This is a genomic window from Lachnospira hominis (ex Hitch et al. 2025), assembly GCF_040096395.1.
GTDB lineage: Bacteria > Bacillota > Clostridia > Lachnospirales > Lachnospiraceae > Lachnospira > Lachnospira hominis.
In genome coordinates, this window is the sequence record NZ_JBBMES010000018.1 from 17,139 (window position 1) to 31,071 (window position 13,933).

11 protein-coding genes are annotated in these 13,933 nt (G+C 37.1%); 10 read left to right on the forward strand and 1 reads right to left on the reverse strand.

The features are described 5' to 3' along the window. Positions 1 to 60: 60 nt before the first annotated feature. The 6 genes from WMO38_RS12600 to WMO38_RS12625 all read left to right on the forward strand — a co-directional run bounded on the left by WMO38_RS12600 (position 61) and on the right by WMO38_RS12625 (position 6,835). Entirely contained in the window at positions 61 to 855 is a 795-nt protein-coding gene (locus WMO38_RS12600) for a type III pantothenate kinase (protein WP_349162959.1), read from the forward strand. Positions 856 to 936: 81 nt separating this feature from the next. Beyond that, a complete protein-coding gene (coaBC, locus tag WMO38_RS12605; protein WP_349162937.1) occupies positions 937 to 2,139 on the forward strand; it encodes a bifunctional phosphopantothenoylcysteine decarboxylase/phosphopantothenate--cysteine ligase CoaBC in 1,203 nt (400 codons plus the stop codon). Next, a complete protein-coding gene (locus WMO38_RS12610; RefSeq protein WP_349162938.1) occupies positions 2,136 to 3,785 on the forward strand; it encodes a CvpA family protein in 1,650 nt (549 codons plus the stop codon). The genes coaBC and WMO38_RS12610 overlap by 4 nt, the downstream gene beginning before the upstream one ends. A gap of 109 nt (positions 3,786 to 3,894) precedes the next feature. After that, a complete protein-coding gene (locus tag WMO38_RS12615; RefSeq protein WP_021865872.1) occupies positions 3,895 to 5,031 on the forward strand; it encodes a glycoside hydrolase family 88/105 protein in 1,137 nt (378 codons plus the stop codon). Positions 5,032 to 5,162: 131 nt separating this feature from the next. After that, positions 5,163 to 5,498, forward strand: a complete 336-nt coding sequence (locus WMO38_RS12620) for a cupin domain-containing protein (protein ID WP_349162939.1) — start codon at positions 5,163 to 5,165, stop codon at positions 5,496 to 5,498. A 122-nt stretch (positions 5,499 to 5,620) separates the two neighbouring features. Next, the gene (locus WMO38_RS12625; protein ID WP_349162940.1) at positions 5,621 to 6,835 is read left to right on the forward strand and encodes an LL-diaminopimelate aminotransferase; all 1,215 of its coding nucleotides are present in this window, start codon (positions 5,621 to 5,623) and stop codon (positions 6,833 to 6,835) included. A 92-nt stretch (positions 6,836 to 6,927) separates the two neighbouring features. Here the strand turns inward: WMO38_RS12625 and WMO38_RS12630 are convergent, their stop codons facing one another. Further along, positions 6,928 to 7,395 carry a hypothetical protein gene (locus WMO38_RS12630; RefSeq protein WP_349162941.1) on the reverse strand — a complete coding sequence of 156 codons (468 nt, stop codon included), beginning with the start codon at positions 7,393 to 7,395 and terminating at the stop codon, positions 6,928 to 6,930. Between the two features lie 84 nt (positions 7,396 to 7,479). Between WMO38_RS12630 and WMO38_RS12635 the strand changes: the two genes are divergently transcribed. From WMO38_RS12635 to WMO38_RS12650, 4 genes are all read left to right on the forward strand, one after another. Next, positions 7,480 to 8,628 (forward strand): protein kinase domain-containing protein, encoded by a 1,149-nt coding sequence (locus WMO38_RS12635; RefSeq protein WP_349162942.1) that lies wholly within the window; start codon positions 7,480 to 7,482, stop codon positions 8,626 to 8,628. Between the two features lie 85 nt (positions 8,629 to 8,713). Continuing rightward, positions 8,714 to 9,268, forward strand: a complete 555-nt coding sequence (locus WMO38_RS12640; protein WP_349162943.1) for a DUF4352 domain-containing protein — start codon at positions 8,714 to 8,716, stop codon at positions 9,266 to 9,268. Between the two features lie 113 nt (positions 9,269 to 9,381). Next, positions 9,382 to 11,019, forward strand: coding sequence for a glycoside hydrolase family 43 protein (locus WMO38_RS12645; RefSeq protein WP_349162944.1), 1,638 nt, complete (start codon positions 9,382 to 9,384; stop codon positions 11,017 to 11,019). Positions 11,020 to 11,182: 163 nt separating this feature from the next. Then, positions 11,183 to 13,558, forward strand: a complete 2,376-nt coding sequence (locus tag WMO38_RS12650; RefSeq protein ID WP_349162945.1) for a glycoside hydrolase family 31 protein — start codon at positions 11,183 to 11,185, stop codon at positions 13,556 to 13,558. The last annotated feature ends 375 nt before the right edge of the window (positions 13,559 to 13,933 follow it).

Genomic DNA, 13,933 nt, shown 5'->3' on the forward strand with positions numbered 1-13,933 from the left:
TTGGAATAGAGGAATTGGTAAATGACAGATAATAATATTCACAGAGCAAATAAACGCGGAATGGTTCTTGCGATTGACATGGGAAATACTAATATAGTTATCGGTTGTATAGATGATGATAAAGTTTATTTTGAAGAGAGACTGGCAACAGATCTGAAAAAGACAGAACTTGAGTATGTAGTTCTTATAAAGACAGTGCTTGAACTTTATGGAATAGACAGCAGCCAGATAAGCGGTGCCATAATTTCATCGGTTGTGCCACAGCTTGTAAATATAATCCGTGAAGCAGTCGAGAAGCTTATTGATATAACACCGATGGTTGTTGGACCGGGAGTGAAGACAGGACTTAATATACATATGGATGAGCCAAGACGTGTCGGAAGTGACCTGATTGTTGATGCAGTTGCAGCAATAAAAGAATATGGTGCACCGGTAATGATTATTGATATGGGTACAGCGACAACAATTTCGATTGTTGATGATAAAGGCAGCTATGTCGGCGGAGTCATTCTTCCGGGAATACGTGTATCGGTTGATGCACTTGCATCAAGAACAGCACAGCTCCCGCGTATAAGCCTTGAAGCTCCCGGACATGTAATCGGCAAGAATACGCTTGACTGCATGAAGAGCGGTGTGGTTTATGGCAATGCGTCATGTATAGACGGAATGATAGACAGAATGGCAGATGAAATCGGAATTCCGCTTGCATCAAAGGAAAATCCGCATGGAATCAAGGTGGTTGCAACAGGTGGACTGTCGAGGGTGATTGTGCCGGAGTGCAGACATGATATAATAGTTGACCATGCATTGTTATTAAAGGGTCTGAAGATAATATATGATAAAAATGTAGAATGATTTGTATTTATGCGGCAGGCCAGGTAGATATGTGACGGTATGAATTCCGGTATCAGCCGCATGATAAGGGAGAGAAAAGATATGTTAAAAGGTAAAAATGTGATTCTTGGAGTTACAGGAAGTATTGCAGCATACAAAATAGCAAGTCTTGCAAGTGCATTAAAAAAGCTTTCGTGTAATGTTGATGTAATTATGACAGAAAATGCATGTAATTTTATTAATCCGATTACATTTGAGACACTTACGGGAAATAAATGCCTTGTAGATACATTTGACAGAAATTTTCAGTACAGCGTAGAACATGTTTCACTTGCAAAGAAAGCAGATTTATTTCTTGTCGCTCCTGCATCGGCGAATTTTATCGGCAAAGCAGCAAACGGTATAGCTGATGATATGCTTACGACAACATTTATGGCATGTGAGTGTAAAAAAATAGTTTCACCGGCTATGAATACGAGGATGTTTAACAATCCGGTTGTCAAAGACAATATGAAAAAACTTGAAAGTTATGGTATTGATGTTATAAATCCAGCAAGCGGATATCTTGCATGTGGTGATACGGGAGAGGGCAAGATGCCTGAACCGGAGGTGCTTCTTTCATATATTTTAAGAGAACTTGCACATGAGAAAGATATGAAAGGGCTTAAAGTATGTGTCACAGCAGGACCGACAAGAGAAACGATTGACCCTGTGAGATTTATATCTAACCGTTCAACAGGAAAGATGGGCTTTGCACTTGCTAAAAATGCCATGGAAAGAGGTGCTGATGTAACGCTTGTATCGGGACCTGTGGAATTAAAGGATGTACCATTTGTAAAAATGGTTCACGTTGAATCGGCAAGACAGATGTTTGAAGCGGTGACAAAAGAGGCAGAAACGGCAGATATAATAGTGAAAGCTGCAGCGGTTGCTGATTACAGACCGGCGGTTGTGGCAGATGAAAAAATCAAGAAAAAAGACGGCGATATGTCAATTGCACTTGAAAGAACGGATGACATAATAGGCACACTTGGTAAAACGAAACGTGATAATCTGTTCCTTTGCGGATTTTCAATGGAGACGGAACATATGCTTGAGAATTCAAAAGCAAAGCTTGAAAAGAAAAATCTTGATATGATAATTGCCAATAATGTGAAAGTCAAAGGTGCAGGCTTCGGGACGGATACGAATGTTGTAACACTGATAACAAAAGATGAGATAAAAGAGCTTCCGATTATGAGTAAGGAAGATGTGGCAGATGAGATTTTTAACAATATTCTTGCAAATAGAAAGGGGATAGTATGAAGAACTGGAAAGCAAAAACAATTATAGCAGGAACAATACTGCTTCTTATTGTAGCATCGGTTTATTATTATATAGCACTTCCGGCAATTAATATTCATTCGCCGGGATTCTGGAAGTTTATAATAGTTGTGCTTGTTGCCGCAATGATTATATATCTGCTGTTTCAGACTCGTTTTACGCAGAGTGCGGGGAGTGGGTATTTTTCGGCAGACAGATTTGGTATAGAATTTAAGACACCGCAGTCTGCAAAGATATTTAAGATAATGGCAGCAGTATGTATTGTGGTCGCTGCTGTTTTTGCCATTGGAAGCCTATTATCTTCAAAGATTATAAATGCTTCAAAATATCAGAAGCTTCTTGATGTTGAGACAAGAAGTTTTAAAGATGATATAAAAGAAGTTTCGTATGATCAGATTCCGATTCTTGACAAGGATTCGGCAGAGACAATCGGTAATCGTGTTATGGGAACAATGGTTGACCTTGTATCGCAGTTTGAAGTAAATGACATGTATACACAGATTAATTATAAGAACAAACCTGTGAGAGTTTCACCTTTACAATATGGAAGCCTGATAAAGTGGCTTACTAACAAATCAGACGGAATACCGGGATATATAAGAATTGACATGACAACACAGCAGGCTGAAGTTGTGCGTCTTGAAAAAGGCATCAGATATTCGACAAGTGACCATTTTGGTAGAAATATATACAGACATTTAAGATTTGCGTATCCGACATATATGTTTGATGATATAAGATTTGAGATTGATGATGACGGAACACCGTACTGGATATGTCCGGCAAAGAAATATAATGTAGGACTTTTCGGTGGTGTTACAGTAGGCCGTGTTGTTTTATGCAATGCTGTTACGGGACAGATGCAGGATTATGACGTAAGTGAAGTTCCACAGTGGGTAGACAAGGTTTATTCGGCTGATATGCTTATAAATCTATATGATTATTATGGAACACTCAAACACGGATTTTTGAACAGTGTACTGCGTCAGAAAGATTGTGTGAAAACTACTGACGGCTATAATTATATAGCTCTTGATGATGATGTATGGGTTTATACCGGTATAACATCAGTAGGACAGGATAAATCCAACGTAGGTTTTGTTCTTATGAACCAGAGAACCATGGAGACACGTTATTATGAGATTTCCGGTGCAGAAGAGAATTCTGCGATGAGTTCGGCTGAGGGAAAAGTGCAGCATCTTAATTATGCGGCAACATTTCCGCTGCTTCTTAATGTAGGAGGTGAGCCGACATATTTCATGGCTTTAAAGGACAGTGCCGGACTTGTAAAATCTTATGCTATGCTTAATATTGAAAAATATCAGAATGTTGCAATCGGCGAAACAGTGAGTGAATGTGAAGCTAATTATATTAAAATGATGTCACAGAGTGGTGTCATAACGCAGGAAAAGCAGGAAGAGAAAAACATTTCCGGAACAATAACAAAAATAATACAGACAGTAGTTGATGGCAATTCTCATTTTTATATAACAATTGACTCTTCGGATGCAATATTTGATGTCAATGTGATAGAAAATCCTGAGATAATAAAATATAATGTGGGTGATGTCATAAAACTGTCTTATACGGAAAATGATAAAACTAATGATGCAAAACCTGTAAAATAAAATAATCAGACATAATATAAGTGATATAATTGGTTAAATTGATTGTAAAATTTTTGCAAATGTAGTATAATGAACAAAATTAGCAATGTAATTTTTAAGGAGAAGGAAAATGGATATTATTGTTAAGTATATTGACGAGCTTTTAGAGAAAAGCACACCTGAAGCACCAATGTGGAATATTGAAAAGATTAAGCAGGGACTTAAATCTAAATGGAATTATATTGATGGATGTATGATTAAGGCCGTACTTCAGATGTATGCAATTTCAAAAGACGAAAAATATCTTAAATTTGCAGATGATTTTATTGATTATCGTGTATTTGAGGATGGAACAATTGACGGATATAATGTTGGTGAGAAAAATATCGATAATGTTAATGCGGGTAAGACACTTTTTGAACTTTATGACCTGACAGGAAAGGAAAAGTACAGAAAAGCAATTGACCTTGTTTATTCGCAGATAGAGATTATGCCAAGATGTAAATCTGGCAATTTCTGGCATAAAGATATATATCCAAATCAGGTATGGCTTGATGGCATGTATATGGGACAGCCATTTTATCTTGAATATGAGACAAGATTTAATAACAGAAAGAACTATGATGATATTTTCTCACAGTTTAAGTTTGTAATTGAAAATATGAGAAATCCACTTAACGGATTATATTTCCATGCAATGGATACAAGCAGAGAAGCATTCTGGTGTGATAAGGTAACAGGCCTTTCACAGCTCAGCTGGCTTCGTGCAATTGGCTGGTATTCAATGGCACTTCTTGACAGCCTCGAAATTGTAGACAATTCAGACCATAAGTTTGATGCAGAAGTTAAGATGTTACAGGATGCATTTGTTGATTTGATTAATTCAATGATTAAATATCAGGATGAGAGCGGTATGTGGTATCAGATAGTTAATTATGGCGGAATGGACAAGAATTATCTTGAGACAAGCGGAAGCTCAATTATGGCATATGCATTGCTTAAAGGTGTAAGACTTGGCATTCTTCCTGAATCATATGTAGAATATGCTAAGAAAGCTATTGATGGTATTTGTGACAAGTATTTAAAGACAAAAGAAGGCGAGATGTCACTTGGAGGAATTTGTCTTGTTGCCGGACTTGGCGGTAAAGACAGAAGACCGGGTACATATGATTATTACATGTCAGAACCAATCGTTGAAGATGATGCAAAGGGTGTTGGACCATTCCTTCTTGCATATACAGAATTATTAAGATATCAGAATAAGTAAAATGATGGGGACGTGCATAAGAATTATGTGCGTCCCTTTTTTTAAAAATCTGTGTGGCACATTTGTTATACAGAAGATTATTTGATTAATAAAATAAAGTCATTCTAAAGAAGCAAAAGAAAGGGAAAAATATGAAGCCATATATAACAGCGGAAGAAGTAATAGAAAAGCAGGGAGAAAATCAGAGAACATATCGTTTTCTTACAACAGAAAATGGTTGTGTAAACGGATGTGCTTCAGGAACAACAGTTTATGCAAATACAGAATTTTCAGACCATCCGGGTGCACATGATGATCAGGAAGGTTTTTATGTGCTTGAAGGTGAAGGTTTTGCCAAGCTTGATGATTTGGTATTTCCGATAAAAGCAGGAGATTCATTTGTTGCACTTGCGGGAGTAAAACACACATTAAGAACTAAAGAAGGATGTACTCCTGTAAAAGTATTCTGGTTTCACAGTGGCATTTAAGAATGTATTAAGATGAGAAATTTTATCGTCTGACGCAAAATAACTAAAATAAAAAAGTTGTGGCATGACTTTTGTTGATGTATAATAAATCACAAATTGAATGATTGAAAAGGAGAAATAAAATGTTTAAGATTAATGACAATTATCTCAAATTGCCGGGAAGTTATCTTTTTTCAACAGTTGCAAAGAAAGCTGCCGCATTTACGGCTGCCAATCCTGACAAGAAAGTTATCAAGTTAAGTATTGGCGATGTAACGCAGCCTCTTGCACCTGCAATAATCGATGCATTGCATAAATCAGTTGATGAGATGGCTCACGCAGAGACATTCCATGGCTATGCACCTGATTTGGGATATGAATTTTTAAGAAGCACAATTGCTGAAAATGATTACAAGAGCCGTGGATGTGATATTTCTGCAGATGAAATTTTTGTGAGTGATGGTGCCAAGTCTGATTCTGGTAACATTGGGGATATTTTCTCCGTAGATAATAAAATTGCAGTTTGTGACCCTGTATATCCTGTATATGTTGATACTAATGCAATGTCAGGAAGAACAGGAGATTATCTTGTTGACCAGCAGAAGTGGAGCAACGTAATCTATATGCCATGTACAGAAGCAACTAACTTTGCACCTGAGATTCCAAAGGAAACACCTGATATCATTTATCTTTGTTTTCCTAATAATCCTACAGGTTCAACTATCACAAAATCACAGCTTCAGGAATGGGTTGATTATGCTAATAAAGTAGGTGCTGTTATCATATATGATGCGGCTTATGAGGCATATATTTCAGAAGATGATGTTCCACATTCAATCTATGAGTGTGAAGGTGCAAGAACATGTGCCATTGAGCTTAGAAGCTTTTCTAAGAATGCAGGATTTACAGGTTTAAGACTTGGATTTACTGTAATTCCTAGAGATTTAAAGAGTGGTGAGACAACACTTCACAGTCTTTGGGCAAGAAGACACGGAACTAAGTTTAATGGTGCTCCTTATATCGTTCAGCGTGCAGGCGAGGCTGTATATTCAGAAGCTGGCAAAAATCAGACAAAAGAGCAGATTGCTTACTATATGAAGAATGCAAAGGTTATCAAGGAAGGTCTTAAAGAGGCAGGATATTCTGTATCAGGCGGTGTAAACGCACCATATATCTGGTTAAAGACACCTGATAATATGTCATCATGGGATTTCTTTGATTATCTTCTTGAAAAAGCTAATGTACTTGGTACACCTGGTTCAGGTTTCGGTCCAAGCGGTGAAGGATACTTCAGATTGACTGCATTTGGTTCATATGAGAATACAGTCGAGGCTATTGAAAGAATCAAAAGAATGTAATTAATAATATTTTAAATATGTATCCGTAATATAAAAGCTGTCGTCAAGGGAAATGTCAGATATCCGTTGGCGGCAGCTTTTTATATAGTTCATTATTTTATATCATTAAGACATGGAAGGCCGTGTTTATCCAAATCACAGTTAATATTCATAACAGAAAAATCATCTGTATTTATATGTTTTATAATAATGGCGTCACGTATATTTTTTGGATAAAGAATTCCTGCCTGTGCAATTTCAAGAGCTCTCTTTGTTTCTGTAATATTCATGTGTGCGGCTATGCAGAGACATATGATTTTTTCCCTGCCGGGATTGCTGCGTGTTCCGTTTACTATCTGATAAGCATAATCGGGCAGACCGCTTTCTTTTATAGCATTTTTTAATGGAATACTTTTTTCTGCCAGAATTGAATTGTAATAAGCTGAAAATGTGAGTGCATTATTTTTGTCATCAGAATAGTTGTTAAATGTATTTTCAGAAATATATTTTTCAAATTCTTCATCATTTTTTATATTTCCAAGCTGCCCAAGAAGCCCGGAAGTTCTTTTGTCTGAAATCATAAGTCAAAATTCCCTTTGCGTTTGATTAAATTGTTTATTATAGTATAATTAATAAAAATGAAGTATGCAAGTTGAAGGTGAATTATGAGCAGTGAAATTGAAAATGAGTGCAGGTTGTCATATTTTAAAGTTATAGGAACGGTTAATGAAAAACATAACGTATATTATGTCCAGAATGTAGAAGATAAAAAAATATATGTGAAAAAGACACTTTCTGTATATAACAAGGATGTTTATGAATACATAAAAAGCACAGGAAGTGCATTTTACCCGAAAATATATGAATGTGTTGAGAAGGATAATCATCTTATTGTAATTGAAGAGTATATTAACGGTGATACGCTGGAAGAGATTATAAGAAAGCGGGGCATGCTCAGCGAAAAGGAGACAGGAGACATTGCAATAAGACTGTGCAGGGCACTTAGTTTACTGCACAGCCATGTTCCTGCATTTATCCATCGTGATATTAAACCGTCTAATATCATGATTACCAATGACAACATCATGAAAATAATAGACATTAATTCTGCAAAAGAATTTCATGAAAACAGCAGTGAAGATACGATTCTTTTTGGAACAAAAAATTATGCGGCACCGGAACAGTTCGGTTTTGGACAGTCGGATAAAAGAACAGATATATATGCACTGGGTGTGCTTATTAATGTATGCCTTACCGGACAATTGCCAAAAGATAAGTTGTGCACGTCACACGGATTCAGGGAGATTGTGAAGAAATGTATCAATATTGAGCCGCAGAACCGCTATAATGATGTCGGGGAGCTGATGAATGATATAATGGTTGTACTTGGAATGCGTCAGCAGAGTGGAAATCAATATAAAAAATCGTTTCTTGACTCGCAGCTTAATATTGCGGGCATAAAGCCCAATCCCAGATTTTTACCGGGATTCCGTACTCTTATATGGTGGAAAATGATTACAGCCGTACTGGGTTATGGCTTTATGGTATGGCTTACCATGACTATGAATATGACAGAAAAAGATGGTTCACAGTCGCCACCGCTTGAAACTAATTGTGCAAGAATTGCTTTTTTCCTGATTCTGCTTATGACAGTTTTTCTGGTGACAGATTATCTTGGAATGAGGAGCAGGCTTCCGTTTGGAAAATCGAAAAATAATCTGTTAAAATTCATTTCTGCAGCTGTGGTATGGTTTATTGCTGCAATTGCTATTATTGTACTTATGGTTGCCGTAATGTTTGTGCTGGCAGCATAACAAATCCTCCTGATATAATGCTATCCTTAATCAGACTTAGAAGATTTAATTCTAAAACTTTTAAAATATCAGGAGGAAGTATTAAATGAAAAAGAAAAAATGGCCTATAGTTGTAATTGTGATTGCAGTGATTGTTATTATCGGTGCTGCGGCAGGCGGCAGCAGTGCAAAAAAGGTTTCGTCATCAGACGGTGCTTCACAGGGAGTAAGTTCAAATACAACACCTTCAAGCGATAAGACTACATTCGGAATTGGCGATACGGCTGAGTTAAAATCTGTTCAGATGACACTTGTCAATGCAGAAGAATTTGGAGGAGCAGATTTCTTTACACCGCAGGACGGATATGTATTTGTGGGTTGTGAGTTTGAGATTGCCAATAATTCAAAAAATGAGATTAATGTAAGTTCTTATGTAAGTTTCAATGCTTATTGTGACGGATATGCGATAAGCCAGAGCATGACAGGTGCATCGGCATGGAACAAAAATGGTAAAAAGACACTTGACGGCACGGTTGCCCCGGGAAAGAAGTTAAGCGGCGTTATCGTATATGAAGTGCCGTCTGACTGGAAAGAACTTGAAGTGTCATATTCACCGAGCTTCTGGGGTAAGGCTATGACATTCATAGTTCCTAAAAATTAACACAAAACTTTTATAAAAGAATTTGGCAAAACATATGGAAATCTTTACGGAAATGCGGTAATATCTAAGTATAAATTACAGAAAATTATTTTACAGTTATATGGAGGTTTTTTATGTGGCTTGCAGATTTAAAAAATGGTAACTACCGCAATCCGGTTCTTTATGCCGATTATTCAGACCCTGATGCAATAAGAGTCGGAGATGATTATTTTATGATTTCATCATCTTTTTGTAATGCACCGGCACTTCCGGTTCTTCACTCAAAAGATCTGGTAAATTGGAAAGTAGTTAATTATGTTTTGGACAAGATTCCTGAATTCAGATACAGAAATCCTATTCATGGCTGTGGTGTGTGGGCACCTTCAATCCGTTATCATGAGGGTACATATTATGTATGTTTCCCTATGCCTGATGAGGGAATTTATATGACTACGACAAAAGATCCGTTTGGAAAATGGAGCAAACCTGTTAATATAAGACCGGGTGCGGGCTGGATTGATCCATGTCCTTTCTGGGACGATGATGGAAAAGCATATCTTGTAGCAGGTGTGGCAAAGAGCCGTATAGGTTATAAGAGTGTGCTTCATATGGTTGAGATGCAGCCTGACGGCATGGGACTTATCGGCGATGAAGTCAAGATTTTTGACGGCAACGAAAATGACCAGGTTACAATCGAAGGACCTAAGATGTATAAAAGAAATGGCTGGTATTATGTATTTGCACCTGCCGGAGGTGTTAAGACAGGATGGCAGACAGTTCTTCGTTCAAAGAATGTATTTGGACCTTATGAGTACAAGGTTGTTATGCGTCAGGGTGACTCACCTGTAAATGGTCCTCATCAGGGTGCCTGGGTAGATACACAGACCGGCGAGGACTGGTTCTTACATTTTCAGGATGTATATGCAGGCGGAAGAATAGTTCATCTCCAGCCTATGCACTGGGAGAATGACTGGCCTGTAATCGGTGTAAACAAGCCGGGTAACGACTATGGTGAACCGGTTATGGAATATAAGAAACCTGATATAGGAAAGAGTGAAGCAGAACTTGCAGATAAGAATCTGTATCCGGTATGCGAGCCTGATGCAAGCGACGATTTCACAGGTGATAAGCTTGGAATGCAGTGGCAGTGGAATGCCAATTTTGAAGATTCGTGGTATTCACTTGAAAATAATCAGTTAAAGTTAAATGCAGTTGCAGCTTCACCTTTAAGACCTCTTGGCGATTTACGTAATCTTTTGTTACAGAAGTGGCCGGCACCGGAATTTTGTGCAGAGACAAAGATGAATCTTGCAGAATTAAAAGACGGCGATACAGCTGGTTATATTTCACTTGGAATGAAATATATTGCAATTTCTGTTACAAATAATAATGGAAATCTTGAAATGAAATTTGTGCGTGGTTTACAGGATTTTGACTGCGATGCGGCATATACAGACGAAAAAGCTGAAAAGACAACAGCTCTTAAAGATTCTGATTTTACAGATGCAAATAAGACAATATGGTTCAGATACAAAGTGAACGTAAAAGAGCACATAACACATTATGAGCTTGGACTTCCTGTAAAAGATGCACCGCTGGAAGAACTTATACTTGAGTACAGTTTTGACGGTGTAAATTATACAAAGGCGATTGAAACAGAGGCAAAAGCAGGACGCTGGGTTGGTGTAAAGAGCGGTATGTTTGCATGCCATGATAACAGCATAAAAACAGAAGCAGGATATGTTACTGTTGACTATGTAGAATACAAATAATTTATAGAAGAGAGTTCCAGAACCCTGAAATGATTTTAAAATTGATAGGGTTTTGGAGCTTTTTTTCTGTATTATTTGCATTTTTGATTTTTATTTACAGAGACAAAGATAACTGACTGTGTTAATCTTTAAGTAAAGATTATCTTAATAACGGAGGAAAAAAATGGCTGAAAGTTGTTGTAACAAAGCATGTATTGTTCAGGGGGAAAAATATCGTTTTTCGGTGCTTACGCCGTTTATGATGAGAATGGAATATTCAGAGACTGGTGTGTTTGAAGATTTACAGACACAGACTGTGCTTAACAGGGAATTTCCGGTACCGGAATATACAGTGACACAAAGTGACGACCGCCTTGAGATAGAGACAGAAGCATTTCATATGATATACGATAAAAAGAAATTTAGTGAAGAAGGACTTTTTATAGATGTAAAATATGATTTTACTAATTACGGTGGAAGGTGGTATTTTGGTGCAAAGACGTATAGTTTTCCGCCTCGGGAGCATAATCTCAAAGGCACAATGAGAACTCTTGACAGGGCTGACGGGGAAGTTGAACTTGAATACGGGCTTATGGATAAGAGTGGAAGGACGTTTTTTGATGACAGCAAATCGTTTGTGTTTGATGAAGAAAATATGCCATCAAAAAGGAAACATGAAGAGATTGATGTTTATTATCTTGCATATGGGCGTGATTATTTTGCGTGTCTGCGTGATTTTTATAAATTATCGGGGGCTGTTCCTCTTCTTCCAAGATACGCTCTTGGAAACTGGTGGAGCAGGTATTGGAAATACAGTGAAGAAAGCTACATGGAGCTGCTGACGGAATTTGAAAAAAGAAATATACCATTTTCCGTTGCTGTTATGGATATGGACTGGCATATAGTTGATGTGCCGATGGAATCTGGCGGCGGATGGACAGGATATACATGGAATAATGATTTATTTCCGAATCCGGAAAGATTTTTGTCATGGCTGCATGAACATAATTATCATGTAACACTTAATGTCCATCCGGCATCAGGTATCCGTAATTTTGAAAAAATGTATAAAGATATGGCAGAGTATCTAGGAATTAATCCTGACAGTAAAAAAACTATAGAGTTTGATATGACTAACAAGGAGTTTGTTGAGGCGTATTTTAAGTTTGCACATCATCCACATGAAAATGCTGGAGTTGATTTCTGGTGGATAGACTGGCAACAGGGCAACAACGGAGGAGCAAGCGGAATTGACCCATTATGGATGCTTAATTATTTTCATTTTAAAGATATGGAAAAAAGAGGCAGAAGAGGACTTATTCTTTCGAGGTATGGCGGACTTGGAAGCCATAGGTATCCGATAGGATTTTCTGGAGATACGATAGTTACATGGAAATCGCTTGAATTTCAGCCTTATTTTACAGCAACGGCATCAAATGTGGGATATACGTGGTGGAGTCATGATATAGGCGGTCATATGAACGGATATAAAGACAACGAGCTTGCATTAAGATGGTATCAGTTTGGTGTGTTTTCACCGATAAACAGGCTTCACAGCAGCTCTAATCCGTTCTGTGGAAAAGAACCATGGAATTATCCTGAGCCATACTGCAGTGATATGGAAAAGATTTTAAGATTCAGGCATGCACTTATTCCATATATGTACACACTTAATTACAGGTGTCATTGCGAGCATATTCCTGTAATAATACCAATGTATTATTATTATCCATTTGAGGAGAAAGCATATAGTTATAAAAATCAATATTTTCTTGGTAGTGAAATGCTTGTGTGTCCTGTTACAACAAAGATTGATGAAGATTCACAAAAAAGCGGTGAGGAATGTTTTATACCAGCCGGAATATGGACAGATATATTTACCGGTGATGTATACAATGGCGGTAAAAATGGAAAAAGTCAGATTTTATGTAGAAATCTTCAAAGTATTCCTGTGCTTGGACGTGCAGGTGCAATAATACCGCTTGCTTCGGAATGTGGCAGTAATGATATTATTAATCCGAAAAAAGTTGATGTGGTTATATGTCCGGGTGCATCAAATACATTTGTTATGTACGAAGATTCTGGAGATGGATTTGACTATGAAAAAGGCGAATATGCTTTGACAGAGTTTGTGCTCGACTGGAATGAAGATAAGGCAAAAATAAGCATAGATGTAAGCGGTGACTTATCGGTAATTCCACGAAACAGAAAGTACCGTTTTATATTAAGAGGATTTGCAAGTGGTATAAGATTTGAAAATGCAGATAATGCCAAATACGATATAAAAACAAATACATGGACAGTTACATGTAACTGTGATGGTGCGTCAGAGCTTGAAATATTTGCTGATAATGAAGAAAATAATCTTGTATACAACGGTGAAAATGTTAATGATAAAATATATGATTTTCTTCTGCAGGCACAGATGGATAATAATGACAAGAGAAGTATTTACAGATTATTTACATCCGGTGAGGACAAAAATGTTATTATGTCCAATATCATGTCTATGAAACTTAATGATAAAGTTACAGATGCAATTATGGAATATCTTTTGTGATATTACATAATAATGCAAAAATAAAGTGAAATCGGAGTAAAATTTAATTTTTTTGTTGACATTAAAAAAATGATATATTATAGTTATAAAAGATTTGGATAAGAGTTATCCAACATGCAGACCACATGGTTATATTACATGTTAAGCCTTGCGGACGGGCGGGTCGGTTGCCGAGTGTGACAAGGGCACACATTATTGATTGGGTTAGAAGCCCAAATTTTATAAGTTGATTTTTAAAATTATCATGCGAAGGTGCATATCATCTTGTGAAACGGTCAATAAGAGCGGTAACAGTGACTTACTTGGATAAACTCTGAAAGGTCAGAATCTCAGTGCTTTGTATACATGAAGTAATATGTATACGTACATGTACAG